This window comes from Acinetobacter sp. Leaf130 (assembly GCF_001423205.1).
In the GTDB taxonomy this organism is placed as follows: domain Bacteria; phylum Pseudomonadota; class Gammaproteobacteria; order Pseudomonadales; family Moraxellaceae; genus Acinetobacter; species Acinetobacter calcoaceticus.
Genome location: NZ_LMOE01000008.1, coordinates 72,136 through 94,735 on the forward strand (window position 1 = coordinate 72,136; position 22,600 = coordinate 94,735).

Sequence of the window (22,600 nt, forward strand, 5' to 3'; positions counted from 1 at the left end):
AATGGTGATTCCTAATGTCTGAGCAAGCTGAGCTAAATGAAGAATTAAATGAGAATACGGTAGAAACACCAGAACTCATTAATAAATCAGTGATTAAGGCAACCGTTTTATTAAATAAGCTTGGTCAACATCCTCGAGGTATTACTGTGACTGAACTGGCACAGGAAGTACGTATGTCTAGACCAACGACTTTCCGTTTACTTTATAGTCTTGAGCAGACTGGTTTTGTCGAAAGATACGATAATAAATATATGCTTGGTTGGAAGATCGCTCGTTTAGGCCGTTTAGCCGACCCTCATAGCGGCATACTTGCTTTGATTCAACCTATATTGCAGGGCTTGGCAGATCAGTTAAATGAGTTAATTGGTTATGCAGTAGTAAATGGCGAAGCTGATTTTGACCTAATTGCTGAAGCATCAGGTGGAGGCCGCTGGTTCTCTTTACAAGGTTATATTGGTCGAGATTTCCCAATTCATGCAAGTGCAACAGGTAAGATTGTTCTTGCTGAACTCAGTGATGAGAAATTGAAGAACTTATTGCCAGCAACTTTACCTCAAATGGCAAGTCGCACTATTACTGACCGAGCTGAGCTTATTCGTAATTTACAACAAATTCGCGTACAAGAATTTGCAATTATTGATGATGAGCTAGAAGAAAGTTTATTTGCTGTTGCTGTCGGGGTTCGCGATAGTGCAGGTAAACTTGTAGGGGTACTTGCTGCTACAGGCCCTAAACAAAGAATGCTATCTCAGTCTTTAGTAAATATAGTGAGTGAACTTCAGAAAACTGCAAAAGTAATATCTGAAAAAATAGCTCAAATATAATATGAGGCTATTCCTGAAATTATGCGGGAATAGCTTTAGCTAAGTAAGCTTGAGACATTTGAGGATTTAGATTTTCTAAATGGAATTCAAGTTTTCCTTTTTTCCGATCATGAAAATAATGCTTTAAGGTTTGGCTAACACTAGAAAAAGCGAGTTCAGACCAAGGAATTTCACTTTCTGAAAATAGGCGTGATTCGATGGTTTCTGGGCCGTTACCAAAAAATCCGTTGATTAATTGAGCTTTAAATAAGACATATACGTGACCAATTTGCGGAAAGTTATACATACAAAACAGGTTCCCAATTTCGATTTCTGCTTCCGCTTCTTCCCATGTTTCTCTTATAGCACCTTGTTCCATAGTCTCACCTAGTTCCATATATCCAGCAGGTAAGGTCCAGTAACCGTAACGTGGTTCAATCGCTCGTCGGCATAAAAGAACTTTATCATCCCATGTCACTAAGGCACCGCATACAATTTTGGGATTTGTATAATGGATTTGATCGCAAGCTGAGCAAACTTGTCTCAAATTATGATCACCAGCGGGAATGATCCAAGAGGTTTTCTGTCCACAACTTCCACAAAAATTAAAATAAGACATAATTTTGCATCCTTGCAACTGACTAGAAGTACAAAAGTCTATTGACACAAAGTTGTATCAATAGACTAAAAGGAACATTAAAAATTATTGAGCTTCAATCCAGCGGCCATCAATGCGACGAATGATTTTCCATGGATTACTTTCTTGAAGTGCAGGAGGCAGCATTGCATCAGGGAAAGTTTGATAAGCTACAGCTCGCATAAAGCGACCAATTGCACCTGTTCCAACTGAGGTTTTAGCAGATGAAGTTGTAGATGGGTAAGGGCCACCATGGTGTTGAGCATAGGAAACAGTTACACCCGTTGGCCAACCATTCCATAAAACACGACCGCATTTCTCATGAATTGCTTCGATAAAATCACCCAAAGCTTCATCATTCTCAGCTTGTAATGTGCAAGTGAGCTGACCTTTAAATAGGGATACCATTTCAGTCAAATCTTTTTCAGACTGGTATTGGACGATAACACTCGCAGGTCCAAACATTTCAAGTTCAAGAATTTCAGGATTTGCTTTAATTGCTTCAGCAGTAGTCATCAAGATGGTTGGTGATGGCGCTTCAGCATCATTTCCTTCCACTAAAACTTCAACGTTGCTCAAACCGCGAACTTGAGCCAATGATGCTTCAAAGCCTTTTCTTAAGTTAGGGGTAAGTAATGGGGCAAACTTTTTCGTTGAAAATTCTTTTTGCAGAACAGGAATAATCTCAGCAACTTCGAACTGAGGTACAAACAATAAACCTGGCTTCGTACAGAACTGTCCCATACCCATTGTTGTGGCATTTGCGTAGCCAGTCAAAATGTCGTTACGACGTGTTGCCCATGCTTTTTCAGTTACGAAAACTGGATTAATACTGCCTAATTCACCAAAGAATGGTATTGGCTTTTCACGACGAGATGCACGGTCAAATAAAGCTCGGCCACCTGCGAGTGAACCTGTAAAACCAATCGCTTGTACTAAAGGATGATCAACCAAAGCTTCTGCACCTGCTCGACCATGAATGACAGAGAATAAACCCTCTGGTGCTCCAACTTTTTTCAAAGCTTCAACAACCACTTCACCTGTGCGTAACCCGAGTGATAGATGCCCATCATGTATTTTGTGTACCACAGCACAACCTGCGGCAAGAGCAGATGCACTATCGCCACCCATTACACTAAATGCAAATGGGAAGTTAGATGCACCAAATACTCCGACTACACCTAAAGGTACATTCACGCGACGTATATCTGGACGTGGACCCATTCCCCAGTTTTGATCAGCATGGTCAATCGTTGCTTCAAAATGTGGCCCGTACTGAATTTCTTTAGCAAATAATTGTAATTGAAAAATTGTTCTCTTCATTTCGCCTTGTAAGCGAGCGACATCTAAATTGGTTTCTTTTTTAGCTATTTCAATGAGTTCATCTGCATGATGGCCCAATCCTCTTGCAATAGCATCTAACCATTCTGCTCGCTTTTTTGGTGAAACTTGTCGAGTTGCTTCATATGCAGATTGTGCTGCACTGACTTTGTCAAAAACTTCTTGAGTTGTAGTAACAGGTGCCATGGTAATGAGTCCTTTTTTAGTTTCCTTTGCTGCTTTCTCTATATCTGTCTTAGAAAACAATCACATGGTGATTCCAATTTTCTCTACTTGACAGGATATTTTGGATATCATACATTACGTTCATAAGTTAAACAAGCAGTTCACAATGTGAACGTTGAGCTGTCTTGTAATGAATGAGTAATTGAGTCAAGAAACAAGGGAAGGGAGATCTCCAATGACCAAACAAATTAAATTTTTTGCTTTCGACTTTGCTGGTCCAGCACATTTATCAGCAGGAATTTGGAAACACCCACTAGATCGTGGACATGAATACAAGTCAGTTAAGTACTGGGTTGAATATGCAAAATTATTAGAGAAGGGCTGTTTTGACGGTATCTTTTTTGCAGATAACGTGGGCTATCACGATGTATACAACGGCTCTTATGAAGAAGCTTTAAAAGATGCAGCTCAGTTTCCTGCAAATGATCCTGCTTACATTATTCCGGCAATGGCAGCAGCGACTGAGCACCTTGGATTCGGTGTAACTTCATCTACAGCTTACGACCATCCATATAGTGTGGCTCGTAAATTTGCCACTTTAGATCATTTAACAGATGGTCGTGTTGGCTGGAATGTGGTGACTTCTTATTCTGATAGTGCCGCAAAAAATCTTGGCTCAGGTACGCAGCGTAGTCATGATGATCGTTATGGTCACGCAGAAGAATTTGTAGATGTTGTATTAAAACTTCTCGAAGGTTCATGGGAAGACAATGCCGCAGTCGTTGACCGTGAAAAAGGTATTTATATTGATCCAACACGTGTTCACGAAATTCATCATGAAGGTGAGCATTTCAAAGTTCCCGGTATTTTCATGTGTGAACCTTCAAAACAGCGTACCCCTGTAATTTTCCAAGCGGGTGGTTCGTCTCGCGGTGTTGCTTTGGCTGCTGCTACAGCCGAAGCTGTATTTACAAATGCCACTTCTAAAGCTGGTTTGAAAAAGCAGGTTGATAATTTACGTCAACAAGCTGCCGCTGCGGGTCGTGATCCGAATCATGTTGCTGTTGTCCAAATGATGACGGTCGTGACTGGACGAACTGATGAAGAGGCACAACAACGTTATGAAGAGTATAAAAAACTCGTAAGTTATGATGGCGCGATGGCACGTTACAGTGGTTGGGCTGGCTTAGATATGTCAACTTTCGATCCAGATGTTCCATTAAAACATGTGAAGACCAATGCTGGTCAAACAATGGTTGACCTATTCTCAAAAATGGATCCAACAAAAGAATGGACGCCTCGAGATATTGCTGAATATATCGGTATTGGTGGAACTTCACCTGTAATTGTAGGTGGTCCTGAAACTGTTGCTAAAGAATTGCAGTCTTGGGTCGATGAAACTGGAATTGATGGTTTCAATTTAGGTAATGCTATTAAGTTTCAAGATATTAAAGACTTTATTGACAATATAGTACCAGAATTGCAAAGCCGTGGCTTGATGCGTACTAGCTATGACGGCTCAACTCTACGTGAAAATATTTTTGGACAAGGTAATGCTCGTTTAGCTGATGATCATCCGGGTGCTAAATATCATAGAACTTCTGCCTAAGGACAGGCATAAAGCATAACTTTAAGGAGAAAGAAAATGACAGTAACTAGCCCAGTAATTGCCCCAGCAGACCAAAGAAAATTATTTGGTTTACTACCAACAGGTGTAGTCGCTATTACAGGTATGACTGAAGATGATAAGCCTACAGGTCTTGTAGTAGGAACTTTTCAGTCTTTATCTCTAGAGCCGGCATTAGTGACCTTCTGTGTAGATAAATCTTCAAGCACATGGCCTGTATTAAGAAATAAAGGCAAATTTACAGCGAATATTTTGTCTACTACGCAACTTGATGTATGCAAAGCATTAGGACGTAAAGGGGATGAAAAGTTCAAAGGCTTATCTTATCAAGATAGTCCGATTGGTACTCCACGTTTAGATCAATCGGTGGCTTGGATTGATTGCCAAGTATTATCTGAAGTGATTGCTGGTGACCATTTTATGATTGTTGGTGCAATCAAGGCATTCCAGTTTGGAGCAGAAAATGCCCTGATTTTTAGTGGTGGTAAGTTCGGAGAATGTCAGCCATTACCTACGCCAAACCCAGAAACTGATAACAACATAGCAGCCGCTGATTTGGTGTCCCGTATTTCAAATGCTTGGACTAAGGCATGGGGGGAAGGTGAGACTGCTGCATTTGAAAATATTGTTAGTCCTGACTATGTGCGTTATTCAAAAGGCAGCCAGAAACTAAATCTTGCAGATATGATTCAGCAAATTCAAGAATCTCATACCGCATTTAGTGATTTTAAAGTAGAAGTTCTTCATACCGTTCAAGAAGATGGCTTTATTGCTTTACATTGGAAAACGGTTGCTAAACACACAGGATTATTTATGGGTGTTCCAGCGACATACCGTAATGTAACAGTGCATGGTTCTTCTTTTATGAAACATAAGAATGGTTTGATTACTCAGGAATGGGTGGTGTGGGATCCGAGAGAGTTGTTAGCTTCAATTGATATCTGGCACTTAGGTGATAAAGCAGTTTGATGAAATAAAAAGGTGATTCAATTAAAGAGTCACCTTTTAAAAAGGATAGACGAAGAAATTTTAAAGGAAATAAATCATGTCACTAAATATTGAAGCAATTGCAGATCGATTAATCGAAGCTCGAAAAACGAATACACCAGTTGATAAAGTATTTCCAACCGAAGATGGGTTAAGTGTGGCTCTTGCTATTCAGGTCCAACAAGAAATTATTCGTAAGGAAGTTGAAGAGGGTGGTCGTATTGCTGGTTTTAAACTTGGTAATATTGCAGCCGCTATGCAAAATAAATTTGGTGTAGATCAACCTGATTTTGGTTATTTGATGGAAAGACTTTTCCATTTTGAACGTGTGCCTGTATCGCCTGATAACTTTATTTCACCTTATGTTGAGTTGGAACCTGCTTTTGTATTGAAGCATGATTTACAAGGTTCACAAGTGACTGTTGCTGATGTTATTTCTGCAACAGACTATGTACTTCCAGCTCTAGAAATTATTGATTCGCGAGTTAAAGATTGGAAAATCGGTATCTACGATACTTTGGCCGATTGTGGTTCTGTGGGTGGTGTTATTTTAGGTGCTCAGCCACGCCAAATTAGTGAGTTAGATTTAACCAATATAGCGGGTGAAATCTTGATTAATGGCAAAGTTGTTGCACAAGGCAATACAGGTGATATTTATGGTAACCCTGTGTCTGCAATTGCTTGGGTATGCCGTCGTGTTGCTGAGTTTGGAATTGGTTTTAAGAAAGGCGATATTATTCTTGCTGGTAGTTGTTTAGCAGCAGTTGAAATGACACCAGATACAGCAATTACTGGACGCTTTGCTAATTGGGGTGAAGTCTCTTTTGAATATCGCAATGGTAAATAAATTAGAGAGTTAATAAAAAAGAGTGGATTATCCACTCTTTTTTATTGAGTCAGATAAACTACTTTTTTGTTAAGACGATAATACATAAAAAGATAGAAAGTAAGCCTAGATAATTACTAAACGTTAAGCTCTCACCAACTAATACAACTGCTAGCAAAGTAGCTACAGGAAGCTCGAATAAGGCTAAAGTCATTGCCTGACTTGCTGGAATGCGTTTTAGGCCAAAACTGAAAAACAAATAACCTAAAAACATAGGTACAAAAGCAATGTAAATTCCTACGAAAATATTTTCATGAAAACGGAACAAATTGGTTGCCGTAAAAAACAGAATAGGAATAACAATAAGTGAGCAAATCCCAAAAATTGTTCCCATTGCTGCTCTGGAGTTAATATCCTTATTTATAAGACTTTTTATTGTCCAAGAGTAAGTTGCGTAACTTAAGCCAGAAATTAATCCATATATGACCCCAATCATACGGTCAGCATGAATAACTTGGTTGTCGTGATGTAAGTTTCCACTAAATGAAAGAAGAACTACGCCCATAAAGCCTAAAATAAAACTGATAAACCATGATAATGACAGAGGCCTTTTATCAAATAACCATTCAAGCATAACTGTAAATAACGGGGCAAAACCAATAGACACTACTGTACCGATCGATACACCTACGGTTGCTACTGAAGAGTAAAAAGCGACAGGACATGCTATTGATACAACAACACCTATTAAAATCTTAGACTTATATTGAAATAGGTTTTTATAGTCTTTTTTTATTGCATTTAGACTTAGTAACGTATGAATAAGCCCACCTACACCAATAGAAACTAACCCAATAATGATTGGATTTAACTCTCTAGAGAATGAAGCTGCTGTCCCAGCCGTTCCCCATAAAAAAGCAGCAAACAGTACGGATAAAAAACCTACATAATAATTGATGGATGAGGCTTGAGTAGTCTGAATGCTCATATTGAGTTAGCTCTAAATTAGATAATTAAAATGATTGATGAATCATTTTTGAGTTTTATGATTATAAAGGCTGGTGTTCACTATTTGAAGATTGTGTTCAAAAATAAATTAAATTTAAAAATAATTAAAGAAATACATGCTAAGACTCAGTTATATTTTTATGATGATTAGTTAGTCAATTTAGTAAGCTAATCTTATATCATTTTTCATCACGACCAGATTTTGACTGATCGTGCAAAACTAAAAATCTTCTTCACAACTTTTATAAAGAACTTTCATACTCCACATATCCATCTTCAATTGCAGGAATAATCTCTACAAACTCAAAGTAGGGCACTGTACAAAATTCAGAGTCTCGAATCGCATCAATCACAAAATAATAATCTTGCAAAGATGTCGTCTCAAACACAGCAATATCACTGGCTTTAGTGCTAAATGCCTCAACGTCATACCAGCGAACTTTTACAGTTGGGTATTTCTCAAAAATAGGTTCAAGCTTTTGTGTACTAAACTCAGCACGCTTTTCCCGAGCTAAAGCCAACCAAGCAGGCAAAGCTCTTAAATGAATAAAAAAAGTATAGGTTCTAGACATAACCACTCCATGACTGAGCCGAGTTGTAGTTCAACTGAAAAAACATCATTTGCTTGTCATATCAATATGACTCAGTCAGTATATGAGTGATTACTCACATTAAATACTCGCATTTCGGCTCATGTCAGAAACTCTTCCAGACCCACGTAAACGCCCGCGTCAAGCACGCTCAGTGGCTACCTTTGAAGCAATTCTAGAGGCGGCTGCTCGCATTTTAGAGTCTTTAGGCTTTGCGGGATTTAACACAAATGCCGTGGCTGAACTTGCTGGTGTAAGCATTGGTAGCCTATATCAATACTTTCCATCTAAAGATGCCTTAATCGTTGAGTTAATTCGACGTGAGCGAGCTGAGCTTTCAAATCATATTGTTGAAGCCATACAGCAAAATGCTACCGCAGACTTAAAAGAAAAACTAAAACTCATCATTCAGGCTGCTGTACAACATCAATTGAGCCGTCCACAGTTAGCACGAACACTAGAGTTTGCTTCTGAAATGATTGGAAAAGACAGTGAGGAAAGTGAGCTTCAACATGAGCTTGAGATCATAATTTCTGATCTGTTCATGCGTTCTAGCGTTTCACATGCTCAGACAGCCGCACAAGATGTGATTGCTTTAAGTAAAGGAATGATTAACGCGGCAGGCATAACAGGGGAAAGTGATTTAAACCATTTACAGCAGCGAGTTGAAAAGGCTGTATTTGGTTATTTGGATTTGACTTAAAGATCAGAGTAAAAGCCAATGTTTATCACAACAGATATTCTTGTAGTTCTTTTTCAATCGTCTCACTAATCAACGTTGAATAGTCACTTTTCTTAGTATCTAAATGACGCATTAGCCACACATCTTGTTTTAAAGTTTGCTCAGGCAGTATCGGCACTAAACCCGAAGCCTTTGCAACAAAACAAGGCAGAGCTGTAACTCCTTGTCCTTCAATGACTGCTCGTAGTTGCGAGTGCATGTTATCAAAAGACAAAGCAGGGGCTGCATCTTGGGTGAGTTCACGCATCCATTGTGCTAAGAAAGTATATTGAAGGCTTCGGTCCCAACCGATTATACGATGATTCAGTAAATCATCATCCCTTTCAGCATGCTCTGTGAAACTGGCGAGATAATCTTGACTACAATAAAGACCATACTCTAGTTGGCCAAGGCGTCGAATAATGTAACGCCCGCTTTCAGGTCGAACAAGTCGAAGAATAATGTCAGCTTCCCGTCGGGAAAAATCAACAGGAACGACACTCGTTGAGATTTCTAATTGTAAATCTGGGTGCTTCAGTTGCAATGCTGTTAGCTTTGATTGGAGCAACTGCTGCCCGATTAACTCAGGTAAAGCAATACGGAACAATGATTGTTGTCCTTGATCGTTGTAACGTTCCATCGCTATTAAATGCTCTTCTGCTTTTTCAGCCAAAGAAAAAAAATGTTTTCCAACGTGGGTAAGTGTATAGCCATCACTGTCTCGGGAAAAAAGAATCGCATTGAGACTTTTCTCTAGTTCAACAGCTCTGCGATGTACGGTAGAAACACTAATACCAAGCAATTTTGCACTGCGGCTCAACCCGCCAGTTCGTCCAATAGCTAACAAAATTTTAGTATCGTCCCAGTTCATACCTTTCCATATTTAGAAAATGCGTTTGCAATAAAAACTATAGTATCCCCGATGTTTAGATTTATACAATTCAAACTACTACTAGAGGGACTCAAAACTCATTATATGAAGCGACTATAAACCTTTTAGACCTGCGACATGTATTACTGCAATTAAATAAGATTTTCTGGTTATGGCGGGAGCTATTTCTGAGATCACAATGTTAACAACAGAGGAGTTCTGCCATGACGACCATTTATGTAGTTGATGCATTTACCACCAAACCAAATACAGGAAATCGAGCTGGAGTTGTTCTAGATGCTGACCATCTTACAACTCAAGAGATGCAAGAGATTGCTGCATTCGCAGGGTATTCAGAAACTGCCTTTGTTTTGTCACCAAAAGATCAAAGCCATGACATACATGTTCGATATTTTACGCCAACAAATGAAGTCCCGATCTGTGGACATGCGACGATCGCCACTCATTTTTTACGTGCAACTACAGGTCACCAATCAGACTATCCATTAATCGCAAAAACGGGGGCAGGTCATTTACCCGTTTCAATATTTGGTAGTCCAGAAGAGTTATTGGTGAAAATGACTCAAGGTCGCGTAGAGTTTTTACCACCTTTTAGTGTGAGTCAACGGAGTGAACTTGCAAGCGCACTGGGTGTGAGTGAAGGTGATTTTGCTGACTTACCAATACAAGTTGTCACGACTGGGCATTCCAAGGTGATGGTGCCAATGCTGAGTAGAAGTAAGCTTGATGGATTAATTCCGAACAATGAAAAACTGAAAGCTATGAGTGCTGAAATAGGTTGCAATGGTTTTTTCCCATTTGTCTTGGAAGGTAGTGAGCAAGAACCTATTACTTATGGTCGAATGTTCGCACCTGCAATCGGTATTAATGAAGATCCTGTAACTGGTAATGCAAATGGTCCAGCGGGAGCGTATCTTGTTCACTATGATTTAATCGAATGTGCCCAGAAAGTAAGTTATTGGGGATATCAAGGCCTCGCAATACAAAGACCGGGGCGAGTTCTAGTAACAGTTGAGAAAATAGATTCAATATTACATGTCAGCATTGCAGGACAAGCGGTTTTAGTTGGTTCAGTTTTGTACTCGAGAAAAGATTGATTATATTTAAAAAATTATGACATCTTGCGAGTTTTAAAGAAGTTCTTTTCTTTACCTAAGTTCATCATCTAAAACAGCCGCACAAGATGTAATTGCTTTAAGTAAAGGGATGATTAACGCGGTAGGCATGGCAAGGGAAAGTGATTTAAACGATTTGCAACATCGAGTTGAAAAGGTTGTATTTGGCTATTTAAATCTGACCTAAAGATCGTACATTTTTATGAATATGTAGATATGAAAGAGGGCAACTAATAGACCAGTTTTTTTGAAAAATAAGCATGATATAAAAGTGAGTTGTTAATTATTAATTATACATATAATGTGTATTTGTAATTTGTTTTGAGAATATTAAGACATTCTAAATAACATAGGGTGTGAGTTTAAAAAAAATAAATCTATTATATATAATGAACCTTAAAAGAATCTTAAAATAGTAAAATTTAAAAATTATAATTTTCATTGTGATTTAAAATTATTAATTTAAGGATTTACTTTAGGTTGAAAAATTAAATTTTATATAAAAATGAGTAATTGTTAATTTATATATTAAATGTTAAATTTTTAGTTTAAATAATAAACATATGGAATAAAGTCGATATAAAACTTTTTTTTATCAATTGGTAAAAAAATATTTATAAGTCAATGTCTTTGCTTTACTGAACTAAGTATAAAATTAATCATACATCAGAAATTGTACTAAAAATGAACAATTTGTATTGAAATGTGAATTCTATTGTTTTACTGTTTTATTGAAGTAAAAGTATGTTGATTTTATTTTCACTGCCAATAAAGCCAATATAATTCAATGTCTTAAGTGATTTTTTGATGTTGTTTCATATAGCCTATTAATTATTGTCAATGCAGAATGAAAACAAGATGTATCACTTAAATCATTACCCAAGAAGGTGGTAGTATGACTTTAGGACTTACTGCTCTTGAACTCGCCAGAATGCAATTTGCATTTACTGTTTCGTTTCATATAGTTTTCCCCGCAATCTCAATTGGCCTAGCAAGTTTTTTAGCTGTTTTAGAATGGCGTTGGCTAAGAACCAAAAATCCTATTTATCAAGATTTATTTAAATTTTGGATCAAAATTTTCGCTGTTGCCTTTGGCATGGGGGTTGTCTCTGGGGTAGTCATGAGCTACCAATTCGGTACAAACTGGAGTGAATTTTCGAGAATAGCAGGAGGCGTCACAGGCCCCTTGTTAGCATATGAAGTTTTAAGCGCCTTTTTCTTAGAAGCTGGCTTTTTGGGTATTATGCTTTTTGGTTGGGGACGAGTTGGTCCTCGAGCCCATTTCTTTGCAACCTTAATGGTAGCGATCGGAACATGTATTTCGATGTTCTGGATTTTAGCATCCAATAGTTGGATGCATACCCCACAAGGTTTTAGTATCGAAAATGGAATAATTGTTCCCCAAAACTGGTTTGAAATCGTATTTAACCCATCATTTCCTTATCGTTTTACACATATGGCTATTGCTGCATTTTTGGTTGCGGCGTTGTTGGTGTGTGCAACAGCAGCATGGCATTTGCTTAAAGGTCGTCGAGATGCTTTAGTCAAAACATCATTTTCAATGGCTCTTTGGCTGATTATGGTTCTTGCGCCTTTGCAAATTTTAGTGGGTGATAATCATGGTTTAAATACTTTGCATCATCAACCTGCCAAATTGGCTGCAATTGAAGGCCATTGGGAAACAAATAAAAATGAAGCTATGCCTTTATATTTATTTGGTATTCCTGATATGGAAGAAGAACGTACTAAATACGGAGTATCAATTCCTTATTTAGGCAGTTTAATCATGACGCATTCATTAAATGGTGAAGTCAAAGGTTTAAAAGAATTTGCTCCTGAAGACCGTCCGAATTCTTTGATCATCTTTTGGAGTTTCCGTGTCATGGTTGGTATGGGAATGTTAATGCTGCTATTAGCCGTATTGGGCTTATGGTTGCGTCGTTCTGACCGTTTATATGAAAGTAAATGGTTCCAACGTTTTGCATTATGTATGGGTCCATCTGGGTTTATCGCTCTTTTAGCAGGTTGGTTTACAACAGAAGTCGGTCGTCAACCTTGGGTTGTTTACAATGTACTTCGTACTAAAGATGCGTTGTCACCCGTATCCGCATCGCAAGTTGGAATTACTCTAATCATTTTTGTTCTGGTTTATTTTGTAGTCTTCGGTATTGGCATTTATTACATGTTAAAGCTCATGCATAAAGGCCCGCAATTCTTAAGTGCACATTCAGGCGAACATGCTGATATTGATCAAACACCAATGCGACCAATGAGTGCAGTTGAAGAAAGCCTAGATAAACTAGAGTCAATACGGGAGAACCGCCATGATTGATTTATCTCTTATTTGGATTGTCATTATCGGGATTGGCGTATTGATTTATGTCATTCTGGATGGGTTTGACTTAGGTATCGGAATTTTATTTCCTTTCATTAAAGGTTCCCATGAGCGGGATGTGCTAATGAACACAGTTGCTCCGGTCTGGGATGGTAATGAAACTTGGATGGTACTTGGTGGTGCGGGCCTTTTTGCAGCCTTTCCGCTAGTTTATTCAACAGTTCTCTCTGCACTCTATATGCCGATTATTTTAATGGTAATCGCATTAATATTCCGTGGTGTAGCTTTTGAATTCCGATTTAAAGCAAACCGTACTAAACACCTGTGGGATAAAGCTTTTATTGGTGGTTCAGTATTTGCAAGTTTCCTTCAAGGTGTAGTTTTAGGCGCATATATTCAGGGTATCAAAACCTTAAATGGTGTTTATGCTGGTGGACAACTGGACTGGTTGACTCCTTTCTCTGTGTTTACAGGTATTGGGGTAGTCGTTCTATATGCAACTTTAGGGTGTGGATGGTTAATTTATAAAACTGATGCTGACATTCAAGAAAAAATGTTTTCAATGATGCCTAAACTGATCATTGCAGTATTTATTATTTTCGGATTAGTCAGTATTTATACACCACTTTCACAACCACAAATTGCCGAGCGTTGGTTTAGCCAGCCCCAGTTAATGTACTTTAGTCCAGTTCCGGTATTAGTACTTATTTTTACTGGTATGGCTTTACGTGCATGTAAGCAAAAGAAAGAACTTAGCCCTTTTATTTACACACTAGGCTTAGTCTTCCTTGCTTATACAGGCTTTTTAATTAGTTTGTGGCCTTATATTATTCCACCTTCAGTAACGATCTGGCAGGCAGCAGCTCCAGCGAATAGTCAATTATTTGCTTTAATTGGTGCGTTGTTACTCATTCCTATTATTCTGACTTACACCATTTTTTCATATTGGATTTTTAAAGGTAAAGTGCGTGTTGGTGACGCAGGTTACCACTAGGAGTTTATATGAGACTTTCACAGACTGGATGGTTCATTTTGCTTTGGGTGGCTGGTGTGCTCACATTAGGAATTGTTGCAGGGTTTTTTAGATTCTTAATCCAACTTGCCTATCAATAATTTGGATAAAAAGAAGAACTGAATCTACCAGTTCTTCTTTTTAAGGGTTAATTAAGGTTTCACTTGATTTGGTTGATAAACTTAAGTTAAGTCAAAGGTGCTGAGGAATGAAATGGTTAAGTTATCAAAAGAAGATTCTGTAAGCATAACTCCTGAAATTGAACAACAGTTCGAAATTGTTTCATCAGCGCTCTTACCTGAATCAAGATTGGTGGATCAGTTCCAAAGACATAAAAGGAAATTACGAATTTCCTTGACTGATCGTTGTAATTTTAAATGTAGTTACTGCATGCCTGATCATCCAACTTGGTTGGCTAAACACGATATTTTAAGTTTTGAGGAACTTTATAAATTTTGTGAAGTCATGGTTAAGCTTGGAATAACTCAAATTCGCTTAACGGGTGGTGAACCTTTAATGCGAAAAGGTGTAGTCAATTTTATTAATACGCTAAACCAGTTAAGGGTATTAGGTTTACAGCGTATATCAATGACAACCAATGCTTATTATTTAGAGAAATATGCAGTTGAGTTAAAAAAAGCAGGGCTTGACGACCTTAATATTAGTTTAGACAGTATTAATCCTGATACTTTTTTAAAAATGACTCAAAAACCATTAGAGCCAGTTTTAAAAGGTATTAAGGCAGCAAAAGATGCCAATATTCCGATTAAATTAAACTGTGTTTTGGTTAATGGTCAAAATAATGAAGACATATTGCCTTTAACTCAGTGGGCTTATAAAAACGATTATGAGCTACGTTTTATTGAATATATGCCATTAGATCAGCCTGAGCATTGGAAAAGAGAGAAAGTGATTATTGAGGATGAAGTTATCAATGTCCTGTCATCACATTTTCAAATTCATAAACTAGCACGTAATAATGACCCAGCCACGATCTATATCCTAAATCAGCATTTTAGGATTGGCATCATTTCTACAATTAGCAAACCTTTTTGCCAAACCTGTGATCGTTTACGTTTGACAGCGACAGGTGAGTTATTCACGTGTCTATTTGCCAATACAGGCACATCAGTTCGACCTTTGTTGGAAAAGGCTAAGGAAAAAGAACTGATAGAAACGATTCTGGAAACGGTTTGGCAAAAAAAAGCAGGATATATTGCATACCAAGCTGCACCTGTTCGTAAGATTAGTATGCATTCTATTGGAGGTTGATTTTTAATCCATATAATTTAATGGAAATGTATATAAATTTTTATTTGAAATGAATGGCTTAATATAAAAGCTGTGCATTATCTAGGTTTACAGGATTTTTTATGAAAAATGTAGGTATGAAGCCTGAAAGTTATCGTATTGCAACTGCAAGTTCGGAGTTATTTGCTCCATCTGATTGTTTGCAGTTATTAGCTGATGGTAATACTGAAAAAGGTGATGCATTAAAAACAGCGCGTATCGCTGGGATTCTTGCTGCTAAGCGTACCGATGAGTTAATTCCTCTTTGTCATCCTTTACCTATTTATCGCGCAGATGTTGACTTCGATATATTGGAAGATCGGGTAAAGATTCAGGCAACAGTGGAAACCATCGGGCCAACTGGTGTTGAAATGGAAGCTTTAACTGCTGCCAGCCTTGCTGCATTAACGATCTATGATATGTTGAAACCGCATTGTGAACCCCATGAACTGATTATTGGTCAATGTAAGTTGGACTTGAAGAAGGGCGGAAAATCACACTATAAGCGTCATCTTCGACAGGCTGTATCGGCTGCCGTTATTGTTTTGTCAGACACAGTGGCTTCAGGTAAAAAACCAGATACTGCCGGGCGTTCAGTTGTTGAAACTTTAACTGAGGCTGGATTTGATCCAATTCATTACCAAATCATTCCTGATGAACCGTTACAGCTAAAACAATTGATTTCAGAATTGGTTAAATCCTATGGATGCATCATTACCGTAGGTGGCACAGGTATAGGTAAGCGAGATATTACTGTTGATACGATAGAGCCATTACTCGAACGAGAACTTAATGGCCTGATGGAAGCAGCACGCGCTTTTGGTCAAAGACGTACGCCTTATGCTGCCATGTCTCGAGGGGTTGCTGGTTTTATTGATCGATCGCTTATCATCACTTTACCTGGTAGTCGTGGTGGAGCTTCTGAATCAATGGCGGCTATTTTACCTGCACTGGTTCATATTTTTGATGTATGCCGTGATTTACCGCATCCAGGAGGTTATGAATGAGCTGTTCTGGTCAAGGACTAATAAGTTTAGATGAAGCATTTGTAGCTTACTCTACGGTTGAGCCGAGAGTGGTTCAAACTTTACCGCTAATACAGGCCCATCAACATTATCTAGCACAAGATGTTTTATCTGATATTGCGCTACCGTTATTTACTCAAAGCGCAGTAGATGGGTATGCATTAAAAAGTGAAGACATTAATGCAGGCATCACTGAATTTGAGCTGGTTGGAGAAATACGCGCAGGTATTGAAGAACATATCCAGATAGAGTCTGGACAATGTGTTCGGATTTTTACAGGCGGTAAATTACCAGATTCGGCTGATACCGTTGCCCGACAAGAAATCGTAAGTAAAACAAATAGTCGAATTAGCCTAAATCAAGCCATTAAAAAAGGCGTGGATATTCGTTATCAGGGTGAAGAATTATCAGTTGGTGCAATACTCGCAAATGAAGGCCAATATCTAAAAAGTGGTTTAGTGGCAGCCCTTGGTATGGCAGGGGTGAAAGAGGTTAAAGTCTTTAATCACCCGAGTATTGCTGTGCTTATTACAGGGGATGAAGTTAGCCAAAGTCTTGATAATGATGCAAAGGTTTTTGATGCAAATTCTCCGATGATTTTAACATGGTTGCATGAGAGAGGTTTTCATACAGTCCATATAGAACATGTAATTGATGATGAAGTTATATTGAAAAAGGCATTGGCAAATGCACTTGATCATTACGATTTGGTTGTCACTACTGGAGGAGTTTCAGTCGGTGACTATGATTTGATTCGCCCTGTTTCTCAAGCATTAGGAGCAAAAGAAATCTTTTGGCAGGTTGCTCAGAAACCTGGAAAACCGATTTATTTCGCTGAATATAAAAAACAAAAACACGCCTCGTATTTATTAGGACTTCCTGGTAATCCCGCAGCGGTTTTTGTGTGTTTAGAAATCCATTTGTCAACTTTGCTTAAAGCAATGCAAGGTCTAAAAGACTCAAAACCAGAGTGGCAGAAAGCACTCTTAAGTGATTCTGTAAAAGGTGATAGTCGAGAACAGCTGTTACGTATGAAATTAAAAGTTGATGAACAAGGGCAACTCAGTGTTTCCAAGCTCAAAAAACAACAATCTCATATGTTAAGTAACTTAAGCGAAGCTAATGTAATTGGTCGGATTCCTGTGTTTAACAACCCTGAAAATTCTCCCCAATTCATTGAGTTCATTAGTCTTTAGGACTTTGAGTTATATAAGGTGGGGTAAGAGTAAATATGTCCATATATCCCGATACTGACTTAGTCATTTTAGCCGGTGGTCAAGCAAGACGTATGCAAGGTAAAAACAAGCTTTTGCAACAGTTTGACCAAGAAATTCAACTACTTAAAATTTATCGTAAATTTTGTGATGAGGTTTCTAAGATTTGGGTTAACAGTTATCGGGATTGTACGGTCTATCAGAAAATCATACCTGAAATACAGTGTTTTTCTGATGATCAGGAGGGTTTTTTCGGGCCATTGATGGGAATGAAAAGTGCGTGGTCGCATGTACAGGCAGATTTTATACTTTTCATTCCTTGCGATATTACTTTTATCCCAGCAGGGTTGTTATCAAAAATGCACCAAACCTTATCTGAGGCAGAAAATTCTCAAGCTGTATTTATATCTATAAATGAACAAAACCTTTACCCGTTTTGTTTATTGAAAAGAGAGAGTTTGGCTACGATTGAAAAGCATTTAGCGGACAATCAACTCAGTATCCGAAAATGCTTGGATGACTTGAAGCCTCAGATCGTTAAATATGAAAATCCTATAAGTTTTCATAGCATTAATTCAGAACGGGAGTTGAAACAATACCGTGAAGAATTGCAAATACTTAGCGGGTCTAAATCAAATTAATTAAACCCGAATATTCATTGTTTCGCTAGGCTTAAGTAAAGGTATTTAAATGGCAGAGATTAAAGTTAAGATTGAAACCTATGGTGCAGTCGAAAGACATTTACCCGCAGATTTAATCCTTTCTTGTGCGGAAAATAGTTTAGTTTCAGAAATTTTGAAGCAAATTTCTGATCAATATCCTGATTCTTTGAAACCTTTGGATCGATGTGCATGTGCGATTGGTGATGAAATTATTCCACGCCGTCATGCATTAACAAACAGCTGTACATTGGTTTTATTATCCCCTGTAGCAGGAGGTTAAAATGACAGATATGTCTCGCATTAAAGAAACAGACCTGAGTTTAGATGATTTTGAAACAATTGATCATTATCCCGAATGTGGCGGTATTGGAATTTTTATTGGGACAGTACGAAACCACCATGAAGGTCGAAGTGTCAAGGCATTAAAATATACTGCATATAAACCTATTGCTGAAAAAATGATCCGTGAAATTGAGCAAGAGATTAAAAGCAAATACGGGGTTTCATATATTCAGGTTATTCACAGAATTGGTTCGTTAGATATTGGAGGAAAAGCAATTATTGCTGTGGCATATGCACCCCATCGTAAAGAGGCTTTTCTGGCATGTGAAGAAGCTGTTGAGCGTGTAAAACATGAAGTTCCAGTTTGGAAAGAAGAGTTTTACTCAGATGGGACTAGTGAGTATGTCGCTGGCTGTTGTATCCGGACAGATGAGGATGGTGTATCTCATAATCATCACCATTCTAGTTCCAAATCTCACTCTCATTAAAATGAAATAAATTTGTATAAGATTAGATGAAGATGTCTTCTCTTCTTAAATTTATTTCATTATACATAGAGTGAATAATTGCAAGTTAAATACGTTAAGTTATAACAATGAAGAATGATTGTTATGAAAAGTTGTAATGTAAGTTAATGAAATTTTTTTCATGAGCTGATTTTGGATTAAATCAGGTAACCCAATCAAGAGGGCACTCAAATGAACAATTCAGAACAAATAAAACCTGAAGCTGAAGGCGAAGAGCGTCATATTCAGGAAAATACAAATTTCGCGCGTATCGAACCTTATACGCATCCAGCTGGTGGCTGGGGAGCCTTATTGAGTGTTGCCCGAAATTTAAAAAGGCAAGAAGTCTTTGCTAAAGGCTCAATCACATTAATGAATATTAACCAGCCAACAGGTTTTGACTGTCCTGGTTGTGCTTGGCCTGAAAAAAAGAATGCTCATGCATTTAACTTTTGTGAAAATGGAGCAAAAGCTGTTGCATTTGAAGCAACAAGTAAACGAGTTACTCCAGAGTTTTTTGCGCATCATACTGTGAGTTGGCTATCTGAGCAAAATGACTTCTATCTAGAGGATTTGGGACGCTTAACAGATCCAATGCGTTATGATGCAGCTACGGACAAATATGTTCCAATTTCTTGGGATGATGCATTTCAAATCATTGCTAAGCATCTTCAGGCTTTAGATAACCCAGATCAAGCTGCATTTTATACATCAGGTCGAGCAAGTAACGAAGCAGCTTTCTTGTATCAGTTATTTGTGCGTAGTTTCGGAACGAATAACTTCCCTGATTGTTCAAATATGTGTCATGAGACAACTAGTGTTGGTTTGTTAGACTCAATAGGACTTGGAAAGGGAACCGTTACTTTAGAAGATTTTGATGAAGCTGATGCTGTATTTAGCTTTGGCCATAACCCTGGTACGAACCATCCTCGAATGCTCGGTACTTTGCGTGAAGTTTCACGTAGAGGCGGTAATATTATTGCGATTAATCCTATTAAAGAACGTGGATTAGAGCGCTTCCAAGATCCACAAGCACCACTTGAAATGATGACTAATGGCAGTACTCCGATTAGTCGTTTTTATTTCCAACCTAAAATTGGGGGGGATTATGCTCTTCTATTAGGGATGATGAAGCATCTTCGCGAGTGGGATAAACAAGCAACCCAAGCTGGTAAAAAAAGTGTATTTGATCGTCAATATATTGCCGAGAATACAGTCGGTTTTGACGAAATGATGCAAGAAGTTGATCGAACAGAATGGAGTGATATCTATAAGTATTCTGGTCTTTCTCCTGAACATCTGGAATCACTTGCTAAAATGTATATGGATGCCGAACGTTCAATTTTTTGTTGGGGAATGGGCATCACACAACACAGACATGGTACCGCCAATGTCCATATGTTAGCTAATTTAATGTTGGCAAAAGGGCAGATTGGTCGTCCAGGCGCAGGCTTATGTCCGGTTCGTGGGCATAGTAATGTGCAGGGTGACAGAACCATGGGGATTAATGAAATACCAAGTAAAAAAATGCTGGATGACATTGACCGTGTTTTTGGAATTAAATCACCTCGAAACCATGGTTTTGGTGTTGTTGATACCATTAAGGCGATGTATGAAGGCGATGTGAAAGTCTTTATTGGCTTAGGTGGAAACTTCGCGGTTGCAACTCCAGATACTCCTTATACACAAGAGGCTTTAAGACGTTGTTCATTGGTTGTCAATGTTGCAACTAAGTTAAACCGCAGTCATTTAGTTTGTGGTAAAGAAGCATTAGTTTTACCGTGTTTAGGTCGAACAGAAGTAGATAAACAACTGAAGGGTAATCAGGCTATCTCGGTTGAAGATTCAATGAGTAATGTCCATTTGTCAGCTGGGCGTAATGAGCCTGCCTCACAAAACTTACTTTCAGAACCTGATATTGTTGCACGAATGGCTGAAGCGACTTTAACTGACTCTAAAATTAAATGGCGTTGGTATATTGAGGATTATGATCGTATCCGTGATTCTATTGAAGACGTTTTTGAAGAGTTCAAAGATTTCAATGGTCGCGTATATCAACCAGGTGGTTTCCATCTTATCCATCCTGCGAATGAGAAAGTTTGGAACACCCCAGCTGGTAAAGCTCAGTTCCTCATCACACCATTAACAGAAGTCTATAAAGATCAAGAAAGTCAATATGCTGATGAGTATACAGAGAGCAAAGTCTATACGTTAATGACGACTCGTTCACACGATCAATACAACACGACTTTATACGGTCTTGATGACCGATATAGAGGTGTTTTTGGTCAACGTCGCGTATTGTTTATGAATCAAAAAGACATTGATGAAGCAGGATTTGTTGACAATCAATGGGTTGATATTGAAAGCGTATTCTCTGATGGCGTGAAACGAGTGGTCAAAAGTTTCCGAATAGTACCTTATAACATTCCACAAGGAAGTTTAGCGGCATACTATCCTGAGACGAATCCTCTTGTTGCGCTTTCAAGCCATGATAAATACGCCAAAATTCCAGCTTCGAAGAGCATTCCGGTTATTCTACATCCAGGTGATGCGCCTGAGCACTTCAATTTATTTACTGAAGTTGATCCTGAAGATGCAGATAAAAAAGTTGTAATTTAAATATTTACTACTTTAGTCCACTATGAGTGAAATTGGATGGCAATCTTTGATTGCCATCCTTAATTGTAAGGAAAGCTAAAGTTGGAATCACAATTTTTAGGTTATGAGTCAGTTCAAATCACACGATTTGAGAAAGGCCAAACAGAGACTCAGTTTGATAAGGTTGTTCAAGAGTATCCTATTGCCTTAGTTTATAATGGTATATCGCATGCTGTTATGATGGCTACACCAACTGATGTAGTAGAATTTGCAAAAGGTTTTAGTCTTTCTGAAGGGATAGTTGGAAGTTTAAAAGAAATTTATTCAATTGATATAATTCAGAATAATTTTGGCATACAGGTTGAGATGCAGATTTCATCAAAAGCTTTTATGGCATTAAAAGAACATCGCAGAATGCTCATTGGTAGAACGGGATGTGGCTTATGCGGTATAGAGAGCCTACAACAATTACATTTTTCTTTACCAAAAATTAGTCATCCAGTTAAACCAGATTGGTTAAGTGAAATCCCTAGCGCAGTGAAACAATTAAAAAGTCAGCAAAAAATTACGGCTGTTACAGGGGGGGCGCATGCTGCAGCTTGGGTTGAGAATGGAATAATTCTAGCTTTATTTGAAGATGTTGGACGTCATAATGCATTAGACAAATTGCTGGGGCATATTTCTGCACAGAACTTTGACTTATCGAAAGGCTTTGTTGTGATGACTAGTCGAGCAAGTTATGAGCTGATTCGAAAGTGTGCTGTTTTAAATATAGCTTTACTTGCAACGATTTCGGCCCCAACGAGTATGGCAATACAAATGGCACAAACAGCCGGCTTAACTTTGGCAAGCTTTTGTCGAGGCGACGGTTTTGTAGTCTATACTCAATAAATTCTGATGCTTCAGTAATTGGTCTGGCTGGACATTCAGGTGCAAAAAAATAGTATCTTGCATGTGATTG

22 protein-coding genes and 1 pseudogene are annotated in these 22,600 nt (G+C 38.2%); 18 read left to right on the plus strand and 5 right to left on the minus strand.

Going from position 1 to position 22,600, the window contains the following annotated elements; all coding sequences use genetic code 11:
- Positions 1–14 precede the first annotated feature (14 nt).
- On the plus strand, positions 15–824 hold the full coding sequence (locus tag ASF86_RS16365; protein WP_056483746.1) for an IclR family transcriptional regulator: 810 nt from the start codon (positions 15–17) through the stop codon (positions 822–824).
- A gap of 19 nt (positions 825–843) precedes the next feature.
- Here the strand turns inward: ASF86_RS16365 and ASF86_RS16370 are convergent, their stop codons facing one another.
- Positions 844–1,422, minus strand: a complete 579-nt coding sequence (locus ASF86_RS16370; RefSeq protein ID WP_056483749.1) for an NUDIX hydrolase — start codon at positions 1,420–1,422, stop codon at positions 844–846.
- A gap of 84 nt (positions 1,423–1,506) precedes the next feature.
- A complete protein-coding gene (locus tag ASF86_RS16375) occupies positions 1,507–2,967 on the minus strand; it encodes an aldehyde dehydrogenase (NADP(+)) (protein ID WP_056483752.1) in 1,461 nt (486 codons plus the stop codon).
- 214 nt (positions 2,968–3,181) lie between these two features.
- Between ASF86_RS16375 and ASF86_RS16380 the strand changes: the two genes are divergently transcribed.
- The 3 genes from ASF86_RS16380 to ASF86_RS16390 all read left to right on the plus strand — a co-directional run bounded on the left by ASF86_RS16380 (position 3,182) and on the right by ASF86_RS16390 (position 6,407).
- Entirely contained in the window at positions 3,182–4,555 is a 1,374-nt protein-coding gene (locus tag ASF86_RS16380) for an LLM class flavin-dependent oxidoreductase (protein ID WP_056483754.1), read from the plus strand.
- A 36-nt stretch (positions 4,556–4,591) separates the two neighbouring features.
- Positions 4,592–5,542, plus strand: coding sequence for a flavin reductase (locus ASF86_RS16385; protein ID WP_056483755.1), 951 nt, complete (start codon positions 4,592–4,594; stop codon positions 5,540–5,542).
- A 76-nt stretch (positions 5,543–5,618) separates the two neighbouring features.
- Positions 5,619–6,407, plus strand: a complete 789-nt coding sequence (locus tag ASF86_RS16390) for a 2-keto-4-pentenoate hydratase (protein WP_056483758.1) — start codon at positions 5,619–5,621, stop codon at positions 6,405–6,407.
- Between the two features lie 58 nt (positions 6,408–6,465).
- On the opposite strand, the gene ASF86_RS16395 is transcribed toward ASF86_RS16390, so the two are convergent.
- Together ASF86_RS16395 and ASF86_RS16400 are read right to left on the minus strand one after the other, a co-directional pair.
- Positions 6,466–7,374 (minus strand): DMT family transporter, encoded by a 909-nt coding sequence (locus ASF86_RS16395; protein WP_056483761.1) that lies wholly within the window; start codon positions 7,372–7,374, stop codon positions 6,466–6,468.
- Positions 7,375–7,636: 262 nt separating this feature from the next.
- On the minus strand, positions 7,637–7,966 hold the full coding sequence (locus ASF86_RS16400; RefSeq protein WP_016803340.1) for a darcynin family protein: 330 nt from the start codon (positions 7,964–7,966) through the stop codon (positions 7,637–7,639).
- Between the two features lie 121 nt (positions 7,967–8,087).
- On the opposite strand from ASF86_RS16400, the gene ASF86_RS16405 reads away from it, so the two are divergent.
- The gene (locus ASF86_RS16405) at positions 8,088–8,687 is read left to right on the plus strand and encodes a TetR/AcrR family transcriptional regulator (RefSeq protein WP_056483764.1); all 600 of its coding nucleotides are present in this window, start codon (positions 8,088–8,090) and stop codon (positions 8,685–8,687) included.
- Positions 8,688–8,712: 25 nt separating this feature from the next.
- Here ASF86_RS16405 and ASF86_RS16410 read toward each other — a convergent pair whose 3' ends face one another.
- Positions 8,713–9,576 (minus strand): LysR family transcriptional regulator, encoded by an 864-nt coding sequence (locus ASF86_RS16410; protein WP_056483767.1) that lies wholly within the window; start codon positions 9,574–9,576, stop codon positions 8,713–8,715.
- A 224-nt stretch (positions 9,577–9,800) separates the two neighbouring features.
- Here ASF86_RS16410 and ASF86_RS16415 point away from each other — a divergent pair, with 224 nt between their 5' ends.
- The 13 genes and pseudogenes from ASF86_RS16415 (at position 9,801) to fdhD (ending at position 22,530) form a co-directional block, all read left to right on the plus strand.
- On the plus strand, positions 9,801–10,694 hold the full coding sequence (locus ASF86_RS16415; RefSeq protein WP_056483770.1) for a PhzF family isomerase: 894 nt from the start codon (positions 9,801–9,803) through the stop codon (positions 10,692–10,694).
- 61 nt (positions 10,695–10,755) lie between these two features.
- Positions 10,756–10,899, plus strand: a pseudogene (locus ASF86_RS19820) (TetR/AcrR family transcriptional regulator); the annotation flags it as partial.
- 708 nt (positions 10,900–11,607) lie between these two features.
- Entirely contained in the window at positions 11,608–13,044 is a 1,437-nt protein-coding gene (locus ASF86_RS16420) for a cytochrome ubiquinol oxidase subunit I (protein WP_017392333.1), read from the plus strand.
- Positions 13,037–14,041, plus strand: a complete 1,005-nt coding sequence (cydB, locus tag ASF86_RS16425; protein WP_004773072.1) for a cytochrome d ubiquinol oxidase subunit II — start codon at positions 13,037–13,039, stop codon at positions 14,039–14,041. Before ASF86_RS16420 ends, cydB begins: the two co-directional genes overlap by 8 nt.
- Positions 14,042–14,049: 8 nt before the next feature.
- On the plus strand, positions 14,050–14,160 hold the full coding sequence (locus ASF86_RS19440) for a DUF2474 family protein (protein ID WP_017392332.1): 111 nt from the start codon (positions 14,050–14,052) through the stop codon (positions 14,158–14,160).
- Between the two features lie 112 nt (positions 14,161–14,272).
- Positions 14,273–15,331 (plus strand): GTP 3',8-cyclase MoaA, encoded by a 1,059-nt coding sequence (moaA, locus tag ASF86_RS16430; RefSeq protein WP_056483772.1) that lies wholly within the window; start codon positions 14,273–14,275, stop codon positions 15,329–15,331.
- A 101-nt stretch (positions 15,332–15,432) separates the two neighbouring features.
- A complete protein-coding gene (moaCB, locus tag ASF86_RS16435; RefSeq protein ID WP_017392330.1) occupies positions 15,433–16,356 on the plus strand; it encodes a bifunctional molybdenum cofactor biosynthesis protein MoaC/MoaB in 924 nt (307 codons plus the stop codon).
- On the plus strand, positions 16,353–17,570 hold the full coding sequence (locus ASF86_RS16440; RefSeq protein WP_056483775.1) for a molybdopterin molybdotransferase MoeA: 1,218 nt from the start codon (positions 16,353–16,355) through the stop codon (positions 17,568–17,570). Before moaCB ends, ASF86_RS16440 begins: the two co-directional genes overlap by 4 nt.
- 35 nt (positions 17,571–17,605) lie before the next feature.
- On the plus strand, positions 17,606–18,229 hold the full coding sequence (locus ASF86_RS16445) for an NTP transferase domain-containing protein (RefSeq protein WP_056483778.1): 624 nt from the start codon (positions 17,606–17,608) through the stop codon (positions 18,227–18,229).
- A gap of 49 nt (positions 18,230–18,278) precedes the next feature.
- Positions 18,279–18,530 carry a MoaD/ThiS family protein gene (locus tag ASF86_RS16450; protein ID WP_017392327.1) on the plus strand — a complete coding sequence of 84 codons (252 nt, stop codon included), beginning with the start codon at positions 18,279–18,281 and terminating at the stop codon, positions 18,528–18,530.
- A 1-nt stretch (position 18,531) separates the two neighbouring features.
- Positions 18,532–19,020: a molybdenum cofactor biosynthesis protein MoaE gene (locus tag ASF86_RS16455; RefSeq protein WP_056483780.1), complete on the plus strand. Its 489-nt coding sequence runs from the start codon at positions 18,532–18,534 to the stop codon at positions 19,018–19,020.
- Positions 19,021–19,230: 210 nt separating this feature from the next.
- Positions 19,231–21,660: an FdhF/YdeP family oxidoreductase gene (locus ASF86_RS16460; protein WP_017392325.1), complete on the plus strand. Its 2,430-nt coding sequence runs from the start codon at positions 19,231–19,233 to the stop codon at positions 21,658–21,660.
- 81 nt (positions 21,661–21,741) lie between these two features.
- The gene (gene fdhD / locus ASF86_RS16465) at positions 21,742–22,530 is read left to right on the plus strand and encodes a formate dehydrogenase accessory sulfurtransferase FdhD (RefSeq protein ID WP_056483781.1); all 789 of its coding nucleotides are present in this window, start codon (positions 21,742–21,744) and stop codon (positions 22,528–22,530) included.
- Positions 22,531–22,600: the final 70 nt, after the last annotated feature.